General features: G+C 72.9%; 18 protein-coding genes. 10 read left to right on the top strand and 8 right to left on the bottom strand.

What is annotated here, in order from left to right:
* Nucleotides 1–109: 109 nt before the first annotated feature.
* Nucleotides 110–877, bottom strand: coding sequence for a hypothetical protein (locus tag ACFVYK_RS03130; protein ID WP_389767874.1), 768 nt, complete (start codon nt 875–877; stop codon nt 110–112).
* 1 nt (nt 878) lies between these two features.
* Nucleotides 879–1421 carry a sigma-70 family RNA polymerase sigma factor gene (locus ACFVYK_RS03125; RefSeq protein WP_389767872.1) on the bottom strand — a complete coding sequence of 181 codons (543 nt, stop codon included), beginning with the start codon at nt 1419–1421 and terminating at the stop codon, nt 879–881.
* A 322-nt stretch (nt 1422–1743) separates the two neighbouring features.
* Between ACFVYK_RS03125 and ACFVYK_RS03120 the strand changes: the two genes are divergently transcribed.
* Nucleotides 1744–2760: an aspartate-semialdehyde dehydrogenase gene (locus ACFVYK_RS03120; protein WP_389767870.1), complete on the top strand. Its 1017-nt coding sequence runs from the start codon at nt 1744–1746 to the stop codon at nt 2758–2760.
* A 132-nt stretch (nt 2761–2892) separates the two neighbouring features.
* Here ACFVYK_RS03120 and ACFVYK_RS03115 read toward each other — a convergent pair whose 3' ends face one another.
* The gene (locus ACFVYK_RS03115) at nt 2893–3474 is read right to left on the bottom strand and encodes a DUF1203 domain-containing protein (protein ID WP_389767868.1); all 582 of its coding nucleotides are present in this window, start codon (nt 3472–3474) and stop codon (nt 2893–2895) included.
* A 204-nt stretch (nt 3475–3678) separates the two neighbouring features.
* Here ACFVYK_RS03115 and pepN point away from each other — a divergent pair, with 204 nt between their 5' ends.
* Nucleotides 3679–6246 (top strand): aminopeptidase N, encoded by a 2568-nt coding sequence (gene pepN, locus ACFVYK_RS03110; protein WP_389767866.1) that lies wholly within the window; start codon nt 3679–3681, stop codon nt 6244–6246.
* 168 nt (nt 6247–6414) lie between these two features.
* Here the strand turns inward: pepN and ACFVYK_RS03105 are convergent, their stop codons facing one another.
* The gene (locus ACFVYK_RS03105; protein WP_389767865.1) at nt 6415–7413 is read right to left on the bottom strand and encodes an EamA family transporter; all 999 of its coding nucleotides are present in this window, start codon (nt 7411–7413) and stop codon (nt 6415–6417) included.
* A 78-nt stretch (nt 7414–7491) separates the two neighbouring features.
* Here ACFVYK_RS03105 and ACFVYK_RS03100 point away from each other — a divergent pair, with 78 nt between their 5' ends.
* Nucleotides 7492–8013: a MarR family winged helix-turn-helix transcriptional regulator gene (locus ACFVYK_RS03100; RefSeq protein WP_389767863.1), complete on the top strand. Its 522-nt coding sequence runs from the start codon at nt 7492–7494 to the stop codon at nt 8011–8013.
* Between the two features lie 136 nt (nt 8014–8149).
* Here the strand turns inward: ACFVYK_RS03100 and ACFVYK_RS03095 are convergent, their stop codons facing one another.
* From ACFVYK_RS03095 to ACFVYK_RS03080, 4 genes are all read right to left on the bottom strand, one after another.
* Complete coding sequence (locus ACFVYK_RS03095; RefSeq protein ID WP_389767861.1) at nt 8150–8419, bottom strand: hypothetical protein; 270 nt, start codon at nt 8417–8419, stop codon at nt 8150–8152.
* Nucleotides 8420–8498: 79 nt separating this feature from the next.
* Entirely contained in the window at nt 8499–10649 is a 2151-nt protein-coding gene (gene malQ / locus ACFVYK_RS03090; protein ID WP_389767860.1) for a 4-alpha-glucanotransferase, read from the bottom strand.
* Nucleotides 10650–10853, bottom strand: coding sequence for a hypothetical protein (locus ACFVYK_RS03085; protein WP_389767858.1), 204 nt, complete (start codon nt 10851–10853; stop codon nt 10650–10652).
* A 627-nt stretch (nt 10854–11480) separates the two neighbouring features.
* Nucleotides 11481–12017 carry an HNH endonuclease gene (locus ACFVYK_RS03080; protein ID WP_069772758.1) on the bottom strand — a complete coding sequence of 179 codons (537 nt, stop codon included), beginning with the start codon at nt 12015–12017 and terminating at the stop codon, nt 11481–11483.
* A 323-nt stretch (nt 12018–12340) separates the two neighbouring features.
* Here ACFVYK_RS03080 and ACFVYK_RS03075 point away from each other — a divergent pair, with 323 nt between their 5' ends.
* The 7 genes from ACFVYK_RS03075 (at nt 12341) to ACFVYK_RS03045 (ending at nt 20803) form a co-directional block, all read left to right on the top strand.
* Entirely contained in the window at nt 12341–13447 is a 1107-nt protein-coding gene (locus ACFVYK_RS03075) for a mechanosensitive ion channel family protein (protein ID WP_389767855.1), read from the top strand.
* A 545-nt stretch (nt 13448–13992) separates the two neighbouring features.
* Nucleotides 13993–15204 carry an ROK family transcriptional regulator gene (locus ACFVYK_RS03070; protein WP_389767853.1) on the top strand — a complete coding sequence of 404 codons (1212 nt, stop codon included), beginning with the start codon at nt 13993–13995 and terminating at the stop codon, nt 15202–15204.
* A 109-nt stretch (nt 15205–15313) separates the two neighbouring features.
* Nucleotides 15314–16663, top strand: coding sequence for an ABC transporter substrate-binding protein (locus ACFVYK_RS03065; RefSeq protein ID WP_389767851.1), 1350 nt, complete (start codon nt 15314–15316; stop codon nt 16661–16663).
* Between the two features lie 2 nt (nt 16664–16665).
* Nucleotides 16666–17670, top strand: coding sequence for a carbohydrate ABC transporter permease (locus ACFVYK_RS03060; RefSeq protein ID WP_389767849.1), 1005 nt, complete (start codon nt 16666–16668; stop codon nt 17668–17670).
* Nucleotides 17671–17675: 5 nt separating this feature from the next.
* Nucleotides 17676–18569 (top strand): carbohydrate ABC transporter permease, encoded by an 894-nt coding sequence (locus tag ACFVYK_RS03055; protein ID WP_389767847.1) that lies wholly within the window; start codon nt 17676–17678, stop codon nt 18567–18569.
* A 6-nt stretch (nt 18570–18575) separates the two neighbouring features.
* Nucleotides 18576–19841, top strand: coding sequence for a 6-phospho-beta-glucosidase (locus tag ACFVYK_RS03050; protein WP_389767845.1), 1266 nt, complete (start codon nt 18576–18578; stop codon nt 19839–19841).
* On the top strand, nt 19832–20803 hold the full coding sequence (locus ACFVYK_RS03045) for an N-acetylglucosamine kinase (RefSeq protein ID WP_389767843.1): 972 nt from the start codon (nt 19832–19834) through the stop codon (nt 20801–20803). The genes ACFVYK_RS03050 and ACFVYK_RS03045 overlap by 10 nt, the downstream gene beginning before the upstream one ends.
* Nucleotides 20804–20933 lie beyond the last annotated feature (130 nt).

Below are 20933 nucleotides of genomic sequence, written 5' to 3'. Positions count from 1 at the left end.
CGCGCCCGCCCCTCGCCGTCGGCGCACCGACCCCTCGCCATCAGCGGGCCCGCCCCTCGCCGTCGCGCCCGCCCCTCGCCGTCGGCGCGCCGCCACGGCCCGCACGCGGCTACCCGCAGTCGGCGGCGCCCGCCCCGGACAGGCCCCGGGCGAGCGCCTCCCGCTCCGGCGCGATGGCGGGTTCGCCGACCACCCAGACGTCGGGGACGCCCGTCCCCATCGCCAGGGCGACCAGCACGTGGTCGCCCGCGTCCAGCGGCGCGCCCACGTCCCGCTCCCGCTCGAAACCGACCTCGGGCGCGCTCCTCGCGGGCCGGTAGGCGCGGGTGACGCGCAGGCTGACGCGCACGCGGGTCGTGCCGGGCAGCCGGCGGACCTCCGTCACGTCGCCCTCCACGACCAGCCGGGTGCAGGCCAGGTACCCCGGATCGGTGAGGAGAGCGCCGGCGTCCTCGGCCGCCTTGCCCCCGGCCTCGCCCCGTCCCGCGTCGCTCGCGGCGCTCGCGGCGCTCTGGTCGTCGGCGTCGTCGGACCGCCCGGGCCCGGCCTGGACGACCGCCCAGCCGGCCCCGAAGACCAGCGCGCCCGCCGCGGCCACCCCCACGGCCCGCAGCGCCAGGGGCCGCAGCCGGCGCGCGGAGCGCACCCCCCGCCTCTCCGGCACGGGCGCGGGCCGTGCCGCGCTCTGCCGCGCCGGCTCGGTCAAAGCCTCGGCGAGCACGCCGAGCTGCTCGCGCAGCAGCGCCACGTCCGCCGTCGCCGACCGGTGCTCCGCCATGAAGACGGCGTCCGCCCGGGCCCCGTCCGGCAGCGGCTCGTCGGCGATCGCCGCCATCAGCGCGTCGAGCCCGCCGCGGCCGTCGTGTTCCGCGCTCACGTCACACCACCTCGTCCTCGTGCAGGCGGGCGCGCAGGGCCCGGACCGCCGTGTGCAGACGGCTCTTGACCGTGCCCTCCGGGACGCCCAGCTCCCGGGCGATGGAGCGCACCGGCAGATCGGCGTAGAAGCGCAGGACGACGACCTGGCGCTGGGCGTCGGGCAGGTCGTCCAGGCCCTGGGCGACGGCCAGGGAGAGCACGCTGGTGTCCTCGCCGGAGGGGTGCTCGTGCTGGCGCAGCGAGGCCAGCCGCTCCCCCAGCCGCTCCTGCCGGCGCCTGGCCCGGTGCCAGTCCATGGCGAGGTTGGAGGCCACGACCGCCGCCCACGCCGAGACGTCGCGCGGCGCCTCGTCCCCTCTCGCCGTGCGCTCCAGCAGCCGCAGGCGGACCTGCTGTACCCCGTCCGGCAGGTCCGCCTGCGGCACCCCGCCCAGCGCGAGCACCGCCCGCACCCGGCGTTCCTGAGCCGCGTCCAGCGGGTCGTCGCCGTGCCCGGCCCCGTCCCCGTGGCCGCGACGGGTGATCCTGCGCAGCACAGACACCCCTCCCTCGCCGCGTTTCCCCTAGGACGCCGCGGCGCGCGGAAACGTTCGCCTCAGGCGCGAGGGATTTCCGGGCACGGGCGCGGAGGCGTACGTCACATCGGCGGGCGCGGCAGCACAGCTTGCGGCCAGGGGCTGCGCCGAGGGGAATTCCTGCAGCTCAGCGGGGTCTGGAGGCGAGTTCCGCAACCGTCGGTCATGAGGGGGCGTCCCAGCCCTCGGGCATGGCGGGCAAAGAATTGGACAGGTAGGCCGGGGTCGGCCGCATGATGGAAAAGCCACGGCCAGGCAATGCGTACGCAACAAGACAAAGGGAGTCGCCGTGAGGGTCGGAATCGTCGGAGCCACCGGTCAGGTCGGCACGGTCATGCGCAGCATCCTCAAGGAACGGAACTTCCCGGTCACCGAGCTGCGCCTGTTCGCCTCGGCCCGCTCGGCGGGGTCGGTCCTGGACGGCGTGACGGTCGAGGACGCGGCGACGGCCGACTACACCGGCCTCGACATCGTGCTGTTCTCGGCGGGCGGCGCGACCTCGAAGGCGCTCGCCGAGAAGGTGGCCTCGCAGGGGGCCGTCGTGATCGACAACTCCTCGGCCTGGCGCAAGGACCCCGAGGTGCCCCTCGTGGTCTCGGAGGTGAACCCGCACGCGATCGTGGACCGCCCCAAGGGCATCATCGCCAACCCGAACTGCACGACAATGGCCGCGATGCCGGTCCTGAAGCCGCTGCACGAGGAGGCGGGCCTGGAGGCGCTGGTCGTCGCCACCTACCAGGCGGTGTCCGGCTCGGGCGTCGCGGGCGTGGCCGAGCTGCACGGGCAGGCGCAGAAGGTGGTGGCGGACGCGGACCGGCTCACCCACGACGGCGGGGCGGTCGACTTCCCGGAGCCGCAGGTCTACCAGCGCCCCATCGCCTTCAACGTGGTCCCGCTCGCGGGCTCGATCGTCGACGACGGCCTGCACGAGACCGACGAGGAGCAGAAGCTCCGCAACGAGTCCCGCAAGATCCTGGAGCTCCCCGGCCTGAAGGTCTCCGGCACCTGTGTGCGCGTCCCGGTCTTCTCCGGCCACTCCCTCCAGGTCAACGCCCGTTTCGCGCGGCCGCTGACGGTGGAGCGCGCGACCGAGCTGCTGGCCGGGGCCCCGGGCGTCGCCCTCTCCGACATCCCCACCCCGCTCCAGGCGGCCGGCCAGGACCCCTCGTACGTGGGCCGCATCCGCCAGGACGAGACCGTGGAGCACGGCCTCGCGCTGTTCGTCTCCAACGACAACCTGCGCAAGGGCGCCGCGCTGAACGCGGTGCAGATCGCGGAGCTGGTGGCGGCGGAGCTGAAGGGCTGACGCCCGGCGTCATCGAAGGGGCGGGCGTCCGTGCGGACGCCCGCCCCTTCGCCTTCCCCGCCCGCCCCTTCGCCGCCCCCGCCCGCCCCCTCCGCCGTCCCCGCGCGCCGGAGCCGGCGGTGGGCCGGGCCGTCAGGGCCGGCGCACCTCGTACAGGAAGCAGCCGTACTCGACGGCCCGTACGTGGACGAGTGCGACCTCCGGGTCCGCGAACGCCTCGGCGAAGGCCGCGTCGAACCCGTCCGGGTCCTCGACGAGCCGGCCGCCGAGAATGCGACCTGCGGTGGAGTAGCGGCGCACGACGCGGCGCGTGTTCGTGAACGGCAGGGCGTGCTCCACGGGGCGCGGGCACGCGCGCGCGTGGATGAAGACGGGGCCCTGCTCGTCGTACGGTCCCGGATCGGCGCCCGTCTCGGCCGCCCAGCGGCGCAGGGGGGCGTAGCTGACCAGGGCGATCGACTCGCCGGGCTCGCTGCGGCGCAGGCAGCAGCGGAGCGGGGCGCCGCCCTCGTCGTCGGTCCGGGCCACGGCCTGGCGGCCCGCGTCGTCGGTGGAGCGCAGCGCGTCGAGGACGTCCGGCGGGATCGGCCGTGCGGTGCGGACGCCCGGGCGGGCGGCGGCCGGATCCGTCGGTGCAGGAGCCGTCGGAGTCGTCTGCGTCGGAGTCGTCTGCGTCGGAGTCGTCTCTGTCGGAGTCGTCGTCGGAGCTGTCATGCGTCCCAGCCTCGCGCTCGCCGCCGCACCGCACCGGCGGAATCCGGACGTCGCGCTCGGGCCCCACCCGGCCGCGCCCGGCCGCGCGGCGCCGCTCCGGCACCCGGCCACGGCGCCGCCGGCGGGCGGTGGGGAACGTCGTCGCCCCGGGCGGCCCCCTCGTGGAAGGATGACGCAACCGACACATATCGAGGAGATGACCGCGTGCCTGGCACAAACCTGACTCGCGAAGAGGCGCAGCAGCGGGCGAAGCTGCTCACCGTTGACTCGTACGAGATCGATCTCGACCTCTCCGGGGCGCAGGAGGGCGGTACCTACCGGTCCGTGACCACGGTGCGCTTCGACGTCGCCGGGACGGGCGCGGAGTCCTTCATCGACCTGGTGGCCCCCACCGTCCACGAGGTGACGCTCAACGGGGACGCGCTGGACCCGGCCGAGGTGTTCGAGGACTCCCGGATCGCGCTGCCCGGGCTCCTGGAGGGCAACAACGTCCTGCGGGTGGTGGCGGACTGCGCCTACACCAACACCGGTGAGGGTCTGCACCGGTTCGTCGACCCGGTCGACGAACAGGCCTACCTGTACACGCAGTTCGAGGTGCCGGACGCCCGCCGCGTCTTCGCGTCGTTCGAGCAGCCGGACCTCAAGGCCACCTTCCGGTTCACCGTGAAGGCGCCGACCGGCTGGACCGTCGTCTCCAACTCGCCGACGCCGGAGCCCAAGGACGACGTCTGGGCCTTCGAGCCGACCCCGCGGATCTCCAGCTACATCACCGCGCTCGTCGTCGGGCCGTACCACAGCGTCCACAGCGTGTACGAGAAGGACGGGCAGTCGGTGCCGCTCGGCATCTACTGCCGGCCCTCCCTCGCCGAGCACCTCGACTCGGACGCGATCTTCGAGGTCACGCGACAGGGCTTCGACTGGTTCCAGGAGAAGTTCGACTACGCGTACCCCTTCAAGAAGTACGACCAGCTGTTCGTGCCGGAGTTCAACGCGGGCGCGATGGAGAACGCGGGCGCGGTCACCATTCGCGACCAGTACGTCTTCCGGTCCAAGGTGACCGACGCGGCGTACGAGGTGCGTGCGGAGACGATCCTGCACGAGCTGGCCCACATGTGGTTCGGCGACCTGGTCACCATGGAGTGGTGGAACGACCTGTGGCTGAACGAGTCGTTCGCCACGTACACCTCGATCGCCTGCCAGGCGTACGCGCCGGACTCGCGTTGGCCGCACTCGTGGACCACGTTCGCCAACTCCATGAAGACGTGGGCCTACCGGCAGGACCAGCTGCCCTCGACCCACCCGATCATGGCCGAGATCGGCGACCTGGACGACGTCCTCGTCAACTTCGACGGCATCACGTACGCCAAGGGCGCGTCCGTCCTGAAGCAGCTCGTGGCGTACGTCGGCATGCACGAGTTCTTCTCGGGCGTGCAGGCGTACTTCAAGCGGCACGCGTTCGGCAACACCCGGCTGTCGGACCTGCTGGGCGCGCTGGAGGAGACCTCCGGCCGTGACCTGGGCGCCTGGTCGCAGAAGTGGCTGCAGACCGCCGGCATCAACGTGCTGCGCCCCGAGATCGAGACGGACGCCGACGGCGTCATCACCTCCTTCGCCATCCGCCAGGAGGCCCCCGCGCTGCCGGCGGGCGCGAAGGGCGAGCCGACCCTGCGCCCGCACCGCATCGCGGTCGGCCTGTACGAGCTGAACGGCGACAGCGGCAAGCTGGTGCGCGAGGAGCGCGTGGAGCTGGACGTCGACGGCGAACTGACCGCCGTCCCGCAACTGGTCGGCAAGCGCCGTCCGGACGTCGTCCTGCTCAACGACGACGACCTGTCGTACGCCAAGGTCCGCCTGGACGAGCAGTCGCTCGCGTTCGTCACCGAGCACCTCGGCGACTTCGACGCGTCGCTGCCGCGCGCCCTGTGCTGGGCGTCGGCCTGGGACATGACCCGGGACGGCGAACTGCCCACCCGCGACTACCTGTCCCTGGTGCTGTCCGGCATCGGCAAGGAGTCGGACATCGGCGTGGTCCAGTCGCTGCACCGCCAGGTCAAGCTCGCCATCGACCTGTACGCCGACCCGGCCGCCCGCGAGACCCTGCTGACCCGCTGGACGGACGCCACGCTGGCCCACCTGCGCTCCGCCGAGGCGGGCAGCGACCACCAGCTCGCGTGGGCGCGGGCGTTCGCGGCGACGGCCCGCACGCCGGATCAGATCGATCTGCTGGAGTCGCTGCTGGACGGCGGGCAGACCATCGAGGGCCTGGCCGTCGACACCGAGCTGCGCTGGGCGTTCGTCCAGCGTCTGGTGGCCGTGGGCCAGTTCGACGAGTCCGACATCGCCGCCGAGTACGAGCGCGACCGGACGGCCGCGGGTGAGCGGCACGCGGCGACCGCACGGGCCGCGCGTCCGACGCCGGAGGCCAAGGCGGAGGCGTGGGCGTCGGTCGTCGAGTCCGACAAGCTGCCCAACGCCGTGCAGGAGGCGGTCATCGGCGGCTTCGTGCAGACCGACCAGCGTGAGCTGCTCGCGCCGTACACGGACAAGTACTTCGAGGTCGTCAAGGACATCTGGGACTCCCGTTCGCACGAGATCGCCCAGCAGATCGCGATCGGGCTCTACCCGGCGGTCCAGGTCTCCCAGGAGACCCTGGACAAGACGGACGCCTGGCTGGCCTCGGCCGAGCCGAACGCGGCCCTGCGCCGCCTCGTCTCCGAGTCCCGCTCGGGCGTGGAGCGCGCACTGAAGGCCCAGGCGGCCGACGCGCGCTAGAGCGCACGCAACGCCTCCGCACGACGACGAGGGCGCCCGGTTCACACCGGGCGCCCTTCGCGTGCCGGGGCGCCGGTGATCGCGCCGCCCGATTCACCGAGGGTCCGGCGCCCGCCCCGCGAGCCGTCCCGTTACGCGCCGGGCCCGGTCCGGCGCCCGCCCCGCGGGTCAGGAGCGGGTGGTCGGGCTGGGCTCGCGCGCGGCGGGGCCGGGCGTGGGCGAGGGCGTGGTCGGGACCGCCGCGTCCTCCCCGAGGCGTCCGGCCGACGACCGCACGCCCGCGAGCCGTCCCGTTACGCGCCGGGCCGCCGCGAGCCGTCCCGTTCCCAGCTGTCCGGCGACCGTCGCGCCGAACGCCAGCGCCATGCCCGTCAGCTGCACCGGCGTCAGCGCCTGGCCCAGGGCCGCCCAGCCGACGACGGCGGCCGTCAGCGGGGAGAGCGGGGCGAGGAAGGTGACCTGGGTCGCGCTGAGGCGGCCGATGCCGCGGAACCAGAGCCAGTACGAGACGGCCGTGTTGGCCAGCGCGAGGTAGAGGTAACCGCCGACCGCCCGGCCGTCGAGGGCGGGCGGGGCGCCTTCGAGGAGGAAGGCGAGCGGGGCGATCAGCAGACCGCCCGCGGTGAGCTGCCAGCCGGCGAGCGCGAGCGGGCCCACGCCGTCGGGACGGCCCCACTTCTTCGTCAGGACCGTGCCGGCCGACATCGAGGCGGTGGAGGCGACCGCCGCGAGCACGCCGAGGGCGTCCAGCGCCCCGGCCGCCTTCAGCACGACCAGGCTGACACCGAACGCGGCCACGGCCCCGGTGACCAGGTTGCGGGCCGTGGGCCGCTGCCCCAGCAGCAACGCCGACAGGCCCACGACGAACAGCGGTCCCACCGAGCCGACGACGGCCGCCATGCCGCCGGGCAGCCGGTAGGCGGAGAGGAAGAGCAACGGGAAGAAGGCGCCGATGTTCAGCGCGCCGAGGACCGCGGCCTTCCCCCACCAGACGCCGCGCGGCAGGACCCGGCCGAGCGCGAGCAGCAGCAGGCCGGCGGGCAGGGCCCGCATCAGACCGGTGAACAGGGGGCGGTCGGCGGGGAGGAACTCCGTGGTGACGGCGTAGGTGGTGCCCCACGAGACCGGGGCGAGGGCGGTGAGCAGGACGGTCGCTGACCTCTTCATGAAAATAGCTTAGCGCCAAGCTACTTACCGTCAAGCCACTTTCTTGCGGGTGACCGAAACCCCTTGGATACTCGGCGCATGAGGAGTCAGCAGTCCCAGCGCAAGGACCCCGTCGACGCGATCATCGAACAGTGGGCGACGGTCCGGCCCGACCTCGACACCGCCGCCATGGAGGTCTTCGGCCGGATCTCCCGGCTCACGCGCGCGATGGGCGACCGGATGGACAAGGCGTACGCGGCTCTGGGCATCGCCCGCGGGGAGTTCGACGTGCTGGCCACGCTGCGTCGCTCCGGCGAGCCCTACGCCCTCTCGCCCCGTCGGCTGTCGGAGACGCTCATGCTCACCACCGGCGGCATGACCGGCCGCCTCGACAAACTGGAGCGCGCCGGGCTGCTGCGCCGCTCCCCGGACCCGCACGACCGCCGCGGACTGCAGGTGACGCTGACCGACGAGGGGCTGGAGCTGGTCGACCGCGCGGTGCGCGCGGGTCTGGACGTCCAGATCGAGGCCCTGAACAGGGCCCTCAACGCCGAACAGGCCGACCGACTGGCCGACCTGTTGCGGGAACTGCTGCTGGCCACGGAGACGCCGGGCGGCTGAACCGCCCGGGCGCTCGCCCTGCCGGGGCGGCCGGGCGTTCGTGACGCGCTTGCGCGACGGACGCCAGGGACGCGGCGGCGTGGCTGTGCCGGGGGTGCGGCGGCGTTCCGGCGGCGCACTCCGGGCCCGGGAGGGCCTAGGCCTTGCCCCTGACCGTGATGTTGGAGCTGGTGGGGTCGGCGCGGTCCTTGGACCTGTCGAGGACCCAGACCAGACCGGCGATCAGCGCGAACAGCGCGATCGGGGCCAGGACGTACAGACCCAGCGTCTGGATGACGCTCAGTCCCGGGCCGGGGTCGTCGCCGTCGTCGCGGGTCAGCGCGAGCGCGGGGGACGACATGAGCAGCATCATCAGCGTCGTACCGGCAGCCAGGGCGCCGGCGCGCAGGGCGTTCTTCTTGTCCACGGTGCAAAGTTAGCGAACGGCGTCGGGGGGCGCGCGTCCGGGGTGCCGTACGAGGCGCGGGGCGCCGGGCGTCCCCGCCTCAGTCACCCCCGCACGGGGCGTCCTCGGACGGCCCGTCCTCGTGGGGGCCGCCCGGGGAGGGCTCCTGCCGTTCCCGGAGGACCTCCATCAGGGCGTGCAGCCTCGGCGAGGCCGCCAACTGCTCCAGGGTGACCGGGCGGCCCTCCGCGTCGGCGATCGGCAGCCGCCAGTTCGGGTACTGGTCCCAGGTGCCGGGCAGGTTCTGCGGGCGGCGGTCGCCGACGCCGTCCGGGAGCCAGACGCCGATCATGCGGGCGGGCGTGCTCAGCAGGAAGCGGTGGACGGCCTGCACCTCGGCCTCCTCGGAGGAGCGGTCGCCGCCTCCGCCCGCACCGGCCAGCAGCCCGAGCCGGCTGAGCAGGCCCAGCCATTCCGCCGCGTCGTTGGCGGCCTCCGCGCGCTCCTCCTCCAGCGGTCGGGTCAACAGGCCCAACCGGTCGCGCAGTTCGACGTGCTCGCCGGTCAGGCGGGCGGCCGTGGCCGGCAGGTCGTGGGTGGTGGCGGTGGCCAGGCAGTCCGAGCGCCAGCGGTCGGGCGGCAGGGGGCGTCCGTCGCCCTCCCAGTCCCGTTCGAACCACAGGACCGACGTGCCGAGCACCCCGCGCTCGCGCAGCGCCTCCCGCACGCCCGGCTCGACGGTGCCGAGGTCCTCGCCGATCACCAGCGCCCCGGCCCGGGAGGCCTCCAGCACCAGCACGGCCAGCATGGCCTCGGCGTCGTAGCGGACGTACGTGCCCTCCGTCGGCGGCTCGCCCTGCGGGACCCACCAGAGCCGGAACAGGCCCATGACGTGGTCGATGCGCAGGGCGCCCGCGTAGCGGAAGAGCGCCCGCAGCAGCCGTCGGTAGGGCGCGTAGCCGGACGCGGCCAGCCGGTCCGGACGCCAGGGCGGCAGGCCCCAGTCCTGGCCGCGGGCGTTGAAGGCGTCCGGCGGGGCGCCCACCGACATCCCGGCGGCGAAGTAGTCCTGCTGGGCCCAGGCGTCGGCGCCCTCCGGGTGCACGCCGACCGCCAGGTCGTGCACGACCCCGACGGGCATGCCCGCCTCGCGGGCGGCGCGCTGGGCGGCGGTGAGCTGGGAGTCGGTGAGCCAGGCCAGCCGGGAGTGGAAGTCGACGCGGTCCATCAGCTCCCGGCGGGCGCGGGCGGTCGCGGCCGAGCGGGGGTCGCGCAGTTCGGCCGGCCACTGCTGCCAGCGGGAGCCGTGCACCTCGGCGAGCGCGCACCAGGTGGCGTGGTCCTCCAGGGCCTGGCCCTGCTCGGCGAGGAAGTCGCAGTAGGCGGCTCGTCTGCCGGGCCCGAGCGGCACCCGGCAGACGAGCTCCAGGGCCTCCCGCTTGAGCTCCCACACGGCGTCCCGGTCGATCAGCTCGCCCTGGTCCAGGACGGCCTCGCGCAGCCGTCCGGCGCGTTCGCGCAGCGCGGCGCGCACCGTGTCGTCGCGCACGTGGGCGAACTCGGGGACGTCCTCGACGCGCAGGTGCACCGGGTCGGGGAAGCGGCGGGAGGAGGGCCGGTACGGGGAGGGGTCGGTGGGGGTTCCGGGGACGGCCGCGTGCAACGGGTTGACCTGGACGAAGCCGGCCCCGAGGGCCCGTCCCGCCCAGGCGGTCAGCTCGGCGAGGTCGCCGAGGTCGCCCATGCCCCAGGAGCGGCGGGACAGCAGGGAGTACAGCTGGACGAGCAGCCCGTAGGACCGGCCCGTGGGCGCGGGCAGACGCGCCGGTGCGACGACGAGGTGGGCGCTGCCGGTGCGGCCGTCGGGCGTGACGGCCGTCAGCCGGTGCACGCCGGGCGGGAGCTCGTCGAGGGAGCCGTCGGGGCCGAGGCCCGCGCGGCTCTCGCCGTCTTCCGTCTCCACCCGCAGCCGGGTGCCCTCGGGGAGCGCGGCGAGCGCTTCGACCCCACTGCCGCGCCAGCAGACCACGGTCGGCGGCAGCAGTCGCTCGCGCAGTTCCCGTTCCCGGTCGGCGAGCGCGGCGCGCACGGCGGGCGCGGAGCCGGCGTCGACGCCCAGGGCGGCCAGGACGCGCCCGACGGCGACGGCCGAGGCCGTGACGGTTCGGTCCGGGGAGGGCTGGTAGGAGGTGGCCACGCCGTGCAGCGCGGCGAGCCGGGCGAGCTCCTCTCCGGGGGGTGGTGCGGTCATCTACGGCCTCGTGGAGTCGGCGTCCGCGGCGAGCGGCGGTTCGCTGGTCAGGGGCTCGGCGTCGGGCAGCGGCGGTTCGCTGGTCAGCGGGGGTTCGGCGCGGTTCCCCTCGGCGCTGAGAGCGCTCAGGCGGGGGTCGGCGAGAGCGGCGGGAGTGGGGGCGGACGTCTCCGCCGGGCGTTTGGACCGGGCCGGCGCGATCACGGTGGCCTCCTCATCGGTGACGGCATCGGATACCGCAGCCCTACCCAGCCGACGCGAGGACAGACGTCCTCACCGCATCCCAACCTGCCACAACCCTCCGAAGTCCGCTCATGACGCGGGCCGAGAGGGCGCCGGCGGTCGCGTCCGGGGCGGGTGGCGGCGTGCGTCGTCCTCGCGATCCCGGGCGAAGGGCGGGCGCCGCCGAGCGGACGCGCTCGTCCCGCGGCTCCCGCGCCGCCCGTCGTCGGCGCGGGACGCGGTGACGCCGCGGGAGGCGGTCCTGCGGAGTCCGGCGCAGCGCCTCGAACGTCAAGCGCGTCAAACGTCAAGCACGTCGAACGTCAAGCGCCTCGACGTCAAGCGCCCCGACTCCCCGGCGGCGGCCACGGTGACGCCGGCTGCGCCATGGCTCCGCGCGCCCCCCGAACGCGCCCTTCGCCCTGCCGCGCGCCGGGCTGCTCCCAGCGGATTCGGCCTGCGCACGGTTCCCCGTACGGCCCGTCATCCGGGCGGCCACCGCAGCACGCCACCCCGCACCCCCAGCGCCCCGTGATCGGCATCCCGAAGGGCCCCGTGGCCGGGCGTCGGGGCCGCGCCGCGGGGCATGAAGAAGCCCGGATCGATCGGCTAGGCGGAGATGCCGTCGATCCGGGCCAGGGCGTCGTCCGCGCCGTAGGGCTGCAGGTACGGCAGCCAGCGCGGATCCCTGTGGCCCGTGCCGATGATGCGCCAGGCGAGGCCGGAGGGCGGAGCGGGTTTGTGGCGCAGCCGCCAGCCGATCTCGACGAGATGGCGGTCGGCCTTGACATGGTTGCAGCGCCGGCAGGACGCGACGACGTTGTCCCACACGTGCTTGCCCCCGCGACTGCGCGGGATGACGTGGTCGACGCTGGTTGCGACGCCACCGCAGTACATGCACCGGCCCCCGTCCCGCGCGAAGAGCGCTCGACGGGTCAGGGGGACGGGCCCACGATAGGGAACCCGGACGAATCGCTTGAGCCGGACCACGCTGGGTGCGGGGACTGTGACGGTCGCGCTGTGCATGAAGGCGCCGGATTCCTCCAGGGAGACTGCCTTGTTCTCCAGGACGAGGATGAGCGCGCGGCGGAGCGGTACGACGCCGAGGGGCTCGTACGACGCGTTGAGGACCAGGACATGCGGCACGGATGCCTCCTTGGGCGTCGGCGGCGCGTGGCTCGCGCCGGGACGATCTGCAGTCAGTTTCCCCTCTTGCCTGGTGGACGCGCCACCATGTCCCGGTAACGGGCTGGGAGTGTTTTCGACCACACCTGATTTCTCCCCAGGATCATGGCCTGTTCAAGCGCAGGTGAGGACCGTCTCTCCTTCACCGATCGCGCCGAACCACTCACCATGCCCCGTTACTGTGGTGGTTCTGCCTGTCCGGTGACCTTTCCGTGACCTCGCAGTGCGCGTCGACGTCGACCGCCGCACCGGATGGAGCAGAGCAGCGCCTGGAGGTACCTGCCTTGTCCTTGTCCGCCGTCCTGTGGGCCGCCGATGCGTCGCCCACCCCGACTCCCTCGGAGTCGCCGAGCGCGGTGACCGTCCCGTCTCTGCAGGACGCCCAGGAGAGCGCGACGAACGCGGCCAGCTGGGTCGAGCAGAACTGGTCGACGTGGCTGGCGATCGGTCTGCGCGTGCTGCTGATCCTGGTGATCGCGGTGGTGCTGAGAGTGGTGGTGCAGCGGTCGATCACCAAGCTGATCGACCGGATGACCCGCACGGTGGCCTCGGTCGACGGCACGGCGCTGGGCGGGCTGCTGGTCAACAACGAGCGGCGGCGGCAGCGCTCCCAGGCGATCGGGTCGGTGCTGCGCTCGGTGGCGAGCTTCCTGATCCTGGGCACGGCCGCGCTGATGGTGCTGGGCACCTTCGAGATCAATCTGGCCCCGCTGCTGGCCTCCGCCGGCGTCGCGGGCGTGGCGATCGGTTTCGGCGCCCGCAACCTGGTCACGGACTTCCTCTCCGGCGTGTTCATGATCCTTGAGGACCAGTACGGCGTCGGCGACCAGATCGACGCGGGCGTGGCCACCGGCGAGGTCATCGAGGTGGGGCTGCGCGTGACGAAGCTGCGCGGAGCCAACGGCGAGATCTGGTACGTCCGCAACGGCGAGGTCAAGCGGATCGGCAACCTCTCGCAGGGCTGGGCGACGGCCGGCGTCGACGTGACCGTCAAGGCGTCCGAGGACCTCGACCGGGTGAAGGCGACGCTGGACGAGGTCGCCGAGAAGATGAGCAAGGAAGAACCCTGGAACGAGCTCCTGTGGAGCCCGATCGAGGTGCTCGGCCTGGACAGCGTCCTGCTCGACTCGATGGTGGTCCGGATCTCGGCGAAGACGATGCCGGGCAAGTCCCTGGCGGTCGAGCGCGAGCTGCGCTGGCGCGTCAAGCGCGCCTTCGACGAGGCCGACATCCGCATCGTGGGCGGCGCGACCGCCCCGGTGACCGAGGACCCGGCCGACCCGGCGGCCGCGGTCGCGGCGCCGTCCGTCTTCTCCAACGCGGACTCGCCGCAGCACGCGGCGGCGACACCGATCGTGCAGCCACGGGCGACGACGCCTCCGGCGAAGTAGGGAACGGTCTCAGCACCTCGTTCGAGTGAACGAAGAGGCGTCCGACGCCGCAGGCGCGTCGGGCGCCCCGGCGTCGAGGCGTATGACGAGACCGACGTCGACGAGACCGACGTCAAGGTCGAGCTCGGCGACCCGCTCCCCCTCCCTGCGCCCCCACCCCGTCCTGGACGGGACTTTCTGCGCCCCTGGCCCCGTCCGGGACGCGACTTTCTGCGCCCCTGGCCCCGTCCGGGACGCGACTTTCTGCACCCCCACCCCGTCCTGGACGGGACTTTCTGCGCCCCTGTCCCGACCTGGCGCGGCCCCGTTCCTCGTGAACCTCGAGAACTGAGCACCTGGGCTGCCCGCACACGGCGGCCGAAGCGCTCCCCCGGTAACGACTCTGTTGCCTCGGGGGCGTTTGTCGTTTCGCGCCTTGACGTCCTCTTCGCCCCGGGCTTACGTTCCCTTCCACCGATAGGAAACTTTCCTAACAGTAACCGGTGTGGACGTGCGTCCGGCGGCACTGAGAAGCTGGGCAGTTCAGAAAGGCAGGTGTCGATCCCATGGCAGGAACCGCCGGTACGCCGGGCACCCCGCGCGTCCTGCGCGCCATGAACGACCGGGCGGCCCTCGACCTGCTGCTGGCGCACGGCCCCTTGTCCCGCACCCGCATCGGCAAGCTCACCGGCCTGTCCAAGCCCACCGCCTCGCAGCTCCTGGCCCGCCTGGAGGCAGCCGGGCTGGTGCTGGCGACCGGCACCACCGAGGGGCGCCCCGGCCCCAACGCCCAGCTGTACGAGGTCAATCCGTCCGCCGCGTACGCGGCCGGACTCGATGTCACCCCCGAGCGCGTCCTCGCCGCCGTCGCCGACGTCACCGGCCGGACCGTGGGCGCGTACGAGGTGCCCACCCCCGGCAGGAAGACCGCCGGGGCGGTCGTACGGCAGGTCACCGACGCCCTCGACGGCGCGGTGAAGGCGGCCGGCCTCACCCGGGCCGACGTGCGCCGGCTCGTCGTCGCCACCCCCGGCGCCTTCGACCCCACCACCGGCCGCCTGCGTTATGCCTCCCACCTGCCCGGCTGGCACTCGCCCACGCTGCTCGACGACCTCGCCGCAGCCCTGCCGATGCCGGTCGAGTACGAGAACGACGTCAACCTCGCCGCCGTCGCCGAGCAACGGCTCGGCGCGGCCCGCGGCCACGAGGACTTCGTCCTGCTGTGGAACGAGGGCGGTCTCGGCGCCGCGCTCGTCCTCGGCGGCCGGCTGCACCGCGGCTGGACCGGCGGCGCGGGAGAGGTGGGTTTCCTTCCTGTTCCGGGCGCACCCCTGGTCCGGCAGGTCACCAAAGCCAACAGCGGCGGCTACCAGGAGCTGGCCGGCTCGCAGGCCCTGCCCCGGCTGGCCCGGGAGATCGGCATGACCGGTGTCCCGTCCGGCCCGTACGCGGAGGCGGCCGCCGCGCTCGTGGCACGGGCGGCCGCCGAGGACACCGTCCTGAACCGGCTGCTGCTGCAGACCTACGCGACCCGGCTCGCGACCGGTCTCGCCTCCCTCGTCTCCGTGCTCGACCCCGAACTCGTCGTCCTCAGCGGCGCCTCCCTGACCGCCGGCGGCGAAGTGCTGCGCGCTCTCGTCCAGGCCGAGCTGGAGGAGCTGGCCGCGTCGCGGCCCAAGCTGGTGATGGGCGGCGTCACCGAACGGCCCGTGCTGCGCGGCGCGCTGGAGAGCGCGCTGGCGGCCGCCCGTGACGAGGTCTTCGACACCTCGCGCTAGTCCCGCCGGCGACAGACCCCTCACCCCCATCGCCTCACCTCTCGCCCCGCCCCGCCTCGCCTCTCTCCCTCTCTCACCTCACTCTGCCCTGTCCCTGGAAGGCTCCGCCATGCCCACACGCATACCCGAAGTCGTCCGAAAGGCGGCTTTCGCCCTCACCGCCTCCACGGCCCTTCTGCTGAGCACCACCGCCTGTACCGGTCAGCCCGCCTCGGAGGCGAGCGACGACGCCTCCAAGGAGCAGACCATCACCTTCTGGCACGCCTGGAGCGCGCCGAACGAGGTGAAGGCCGTGCAGTCCCTGATCGCGGGCTTCGAGAAGGCGCATCCCAACATCCAGGTGAACGTCGTCGGCAACATGACCGACGACAAGATCAACCAGGCGCTGCGCGCGGGCGGCAGCAAGGCGCCCGACGTGATCTCGTCGTTCACCACCAACAACGTCGGCAAGTTCTGCTCCTCCGGCGCCCTGGTCGACCTCAACCCCTTCTTCAAGAAGGCGCACATCGACCCCGGGACCACCTTCCCGAAGGCGATGAACGAGTACACCCAGTACGACCTCGACCGCTGCGCGGCGCCCCTGCTGGGCGACGCCTACGGGCTCTACTACAACAAGACCGCGTTCGCGGAGGCGGGCATCAAGGCCCCGCCGAAGACCTGGTCCGAGTTCGAGGCCGACGCCAAGAAGCTGACGATCCCTCAGGGCGACACGTACAAGCAGCTCGGGTTCATGCCGAACTACCACGGCTGGGAGACGACGACCGAGCACTACATGGGCCAGTTCTCGCCCACGTACTTCGACAAGTCCGGCAAGTCCACGATCGCCACCGATCCGGCCGTCGCCGACGCCCTCACCCTGCAGAAGAAGCTCGTCGACGACCTCGGCGGCTTCAAGAAGCTGGAGAGGTTCCGCGCCGGGCTCGGCGACGAGTGGGGCCCCAAGCACCCCTTCCAGACCGGCCAGGTGGCCATGCAGCTGGACGGCGAGTGGCGCCTGGGCATGGCGCTGGAGGCCAAGCCCGACTTCGAGATCGGCGTCGCCCCGCTGCCCGTCCCCGACGACCAGGCCGCCCGGTACGGCAAGGGCTACATCACCGGCACCATCGCCGGCATCGCCGCCACCAGCAAGAAGCAGAACGCCGCCTGGGAACTGCTGAAGTACATGACCACCGACACGGGCGCGGTCGTCGCCTTCTCCAACGCCATCCACAACGTGCCGTCCACGCTGGCCGCGCTGAAGTCCCCGGACCTGAAGTACGACCCGCGCTTCAAGACGTTCCTGGACATCGCGGCGAACCCGGACTCGACCACCTCCCCCGCCTCGGTCAACGGCGGCGTGTACCTCACGACCGTCCAGCAGCTCGGCTACGACTACGAGAGCGGCAAGATCACCGACCTGCAGAGCGGCCTGCAGAAGGCGGCCGCGCAGATCGACACGGACATCGCGCAGGCGAAGTAGCGATGAGCGCACTCACCTCGACGAACCGGCGCCGCTCGTCCGGATCCTCCCCCGCCCCCTCGTCCGGCCGCTCGCCCGGCCTCGCCGCGAAGCAGCGGCGACAGGCCCTGCGGACGCTCGCCTTCCTCTCGCCCTGGTTGATCGGGTTCGCGGTCTTCTTCGCCTACCCGATGATCTCGACGGTCTACTTCTCGTTCATGCACTACGACGGCTTCAAGCCGCCGACCTGGAGCGGCACGAAGAACTGGACGTACGTCTTCGAGCACTACCCCTTCTTCTGGCCGGCCCTGCGCAACACCCTCTGGCTGGTCGTGATCATGGTGACGCTGCGGGTCCTGTTCGGGCTCGGGATCGGCATGCTCATCACGAAGATCAAGATGGGCACGGGGGTGTTCCGGACCCTCTTCTACCTGCCCTACCTCGCCCCGCCGGTCGCCGCGACCATGGCGTTCGCGTTCCTCCTCAACCCCGGCACGGGACCGGTCAACTCCCTGCTGGAGAAGGCCGGCATCCCCGCCCCGGGCTGGTTCAACGACCCGGACTGGTCCAAGCCGGCCCTCACGCTGATGTTCCTGTGGGGCGTCGGCGACCTGATGGTCATCTTCATGGCCGCGTTGCTCGACGTGCCGAAGGAGCAGTACGAGGCGGCCGAGCTGGACGGCGCGTCGGCGTGGCAGCGGTTCCGGTTCGTCACCCTGCCGAACATCTCGCCGATCATCATGTTCGCAGTCGTCACCGGCGTGATCGCGGCGATGCAGTGCTACACGCAGCCGCTCGTCGCCGGGAAGGTCGCCTCGGGCGTGATCCAGGGCGCGGGCACCATGTTCGAGCCCGGCTACCCCGAGCACTCCACGCTCACCCTCCCCCAGCTCGTCTACAACCTCGGCTTCCAGCGCTTCGACTACGGCTCCGCCTGTGTCGTCGCCCTGGTCCTGTTCGCCCTGTCGATGGCGTTCACCGCGCTGTTGATGCGGCGCCGGGGCGGTCTCATCCAGGCAGGTGACTGACCCACATGACCCAAGTACTCGAACGTCCGGCGGAGTTGACGGCCCCGTCCACGCCCGCCGAGCGCACCGCCCGCCGCAAGGCGCTGCTGGAGTGGATCGCCGTCCACTCCCTGGGCGTCGCCGCCGCCCTGTTCTTCACGCTCCCCTTCGTGTTCGTGTTCCTCACCTCCCTGATGAGCGACTCGCAGGCGCTCAGCCGGGACCTGGTCCCGCACACCTGGGAGTGGGCCAACTACCGCAAGGTCTTCGACACCCCCGGCTTCCTCACCTGGTGGCGCAACACCCTGATCTACGCGGGCCTGGGCACCGTCCTCACCGTCGTCTCCTCGGTGCCCGTGGCGTACGCGCTGGCCAAGTTCCGCTTCCGGGGCCGCAATCTGACGCTGATGCTGGTGATCTCGATGATGATGCTGCCGCCGCAGGTGGTCGTCATCCCGATGTACCTCTTCTGGGCCAAGCAGCTGGACCTGTCGGGCACCCTGTGGCCGATGATCATTCCGCTGGCGTTCGGCGACGCGTTCTCGATCTTCCTGCTGCGCCAGTTCCTGATGACGATCCCCAACGAGTACGTGGACGCGGCGAAGGTGGACGGCTGCGGCGATCTGCGCACCCTGCTGAAGGTCGTCCTGCCGATGGCGAAGCCCGGCATCGCGGCCGTCGCCCTCTTCCAGTTCTTCGCCGCCTGGAACGACTACTTCGGCCCGCAGATCTACGCCTCGGAGAACCCGAACGCGTGGACGCTCTCCTACGCCCTGGAGTCCTTCAAGGGCGCGCACCACACCGACTGGAACCTCACCATGGCGGCCACCGTGCTGGTCATGGCCCCCGTGATCCTCGTGTTCTTCTTCGCCCAGAAGGCGTTCGTCGAAGGTGTCACCCTCACCGGAGTAAAGGGTTAACAAGCCATGAAACTCACCGTGGTCGGCGGCGGCTCGACCTACACACCGGAACTGGTCGACGGCTTCGCCCGCCTGCGCGACTCCCTCCCCGTGGAGGAACTGGTCCTCGTCGACCCGGCGGCCGACCGCCTGGAGCTCGTCGGCGGTCTCGCCCGGCGCATCTTCGCCCGCCAGGGCCACCCGGGGCGGATCGTCACGACGTCCGACCTGGACGCGGCCGTCGACGGCGCCGACGCCGTGCTGCTGCAACTGCGGGTCGGCGGCCAGGCGGCGCGCCTGCAGGACGAGACCTGGCCCCTGGACTGCGGCTGCGTCGGCCAGGAGACGACCGGCGCCGGCGGCCTGGCCAAGGCGCTGCGCACCGTCCCGGTGGTCCTGGACATCGCCGAACGGGTGCGCCGGACCAACCCGCGCGCCTGGATCATCGACTTCACCAACCCGGTCGGCATCGTCACCCGCGCCCTGCTCCAGGCCGGTCACCGGGCGGTCGGTCTGTGCAACGTGGCGATCGGCCTGCAACGGAAGTTCGCGGCGCTGCTCGACGTGGAACCGGCCGAGCTGCACCTGGACCACGTGGGCCTCAACCACCTCACCTGGGAGACCGCGGTACGGCTGCACGGCCCCGAGGGCGAGAACGTCCTGCCGCGCCTGCTCGCCGGCCACGGCGGGACGATCGCCGCCGACCTGAGGCTGCCTCCCCCGCTGCTGGACCGCCTGGGCGTGGTCCCGTCCTACTACCTGCGCTACTACTACGCGCACGACGAGGTCGTGCGGGAACTGCGCACCAAGCCGTCGCGGGCGGCGGAAGTGGCGGCGATGGAGAAGGAGCTGCTGTCGCTGTACGCCGACCCGGCCCTCGACGAGAAGCCGGCGCTGCTGGCCCAGCGCGGCGGGGCCTTCTACTCGGAGGCCGCGGTGGACCTGGCTGCGGCCCTGCTGACCGGCTCGGGCAGCCCCTACCAGGTGGTGAACACCCGCAACGACGGCACGCTGCCCTTCCTCCCGGACGACGCGGTGATCGAGGTGCAGGCGGCGGTGGGCCCCAAGGGGCCGTCCCCGCTGCCGGTCCCGTCCCTCGACCCGCTGTGCACGGGCCTGATGGCGAACGTGACCGCCTACGAGGACCTGGCGCTGGACGCGGCCCTGCGCGGCGGCCGCGACCGGGTCTTCAGGGCGCTCCTCTCCCACCCCCTGATCGGCCAGTACGCGTACGCCGAAGAGCTGACCGACCGACTGATCGCACACAACCGGGAGCATCTCGCGTGGGCCTGACGGCAAGCGTGCTCGCCATCGACGCGGGCAACAGCAAGACGGACGTCGCGGTCGTGGCGGCCGACGGGGAGGTGCTCGCCACGGCCCGCGGGGGCGGCTTCCGACCGCCCGCGGTGGGCGTGGCGGCCGCCGTGGACGCCCTGTCCGACACCGTCACGCGCGCGTACCGGGCCGCCGGGGTCACGGCCGCGGCCCATGTCTCGGCCTGTCTGGCCAACGCCGACCTGCCGGTGGAGGAGGAGCAGTTGGCGTCGGCCCTGCGCGCACGCGCGTGGGGCGGGTCGGTGGAGGTCCGCAACGACACCTTCGCGATCCTGCGGGCGGGCGTGGCCGACCCCCGGGGCGTGGCCGTGGTCTGCGGCGCCGGAATCAACTGCGTGGGCATGCGTCCCGACGGGCGTACCGCCCGTTTCCCGGCCCTCGGCCGCATCTCCGGCGACTGGGGCGGCGGCTGGGGGCTGGCGGAGGAGGCCGTGTGGCACGCGGCGCGGGCGGCGGACGGCCGGGGCGGGCCGACGGCCCTCGCCCGCGCCCTCCCGGCCCACTTCGGCCTGCCGACCATGTACGCCCTGATCGAGGCCCTGCACCTGGAGCGCATCCCGTCGTCCCGCCGTCACGAGCTGACCCCGGTCCTCTTCGCGACGGCGGCGGAGGGGGACGCGGTGGCGCGCGCGGTCGTCGACCGCCTGGCGGAGGAGGTGGTGACGATGGCGACGGTGGCGCTGACCCGTCTGGAGCTGCTGGAGGAGGAGACGCCGGTCCTGCTGGGCGGCGGAGTCCTGACGGCGGGCCACGGACAGCTGGACGACCGGGTGCGCGAACTGCTGGCCGCCCGGGCCCCCAAGGCGGTGGCCCGGGTGGTGCGCGCCCGGCCGGTGCTGGGGGCGGCGCTGCTGGGCCTGGACCGCGTGGGGGCGGCGGCGGGCGCACAGCGCGCGACCCGTGACTTCTTCGAGGCCTGAGGGCAGCGTCCGCGAGGAGCGGAAAGGACGCGCAAGGGCGCGCAAGGGCGCGGAAGGGCGCGGAAGGGCGGCGGGCGCGCGGGGCGGGCCGCCCGCGTGCGGCCCGCCGCGCACGCCCGCCCCGCATGTC

Origin of the sequence: Streptomyces sp. NPDC058291, from assembly GCF_042880855.1 — a bacterium.
In the GTDB taxonomy this organism is placed as follows: Bacteria; Actinomycetota; Actinomycetes; order Streptomycetales; family Streptomycetaceae; genus Streptomyces.
This window is presented reverse-complemented; position numbering and strand designations above follow the sequence as displayed.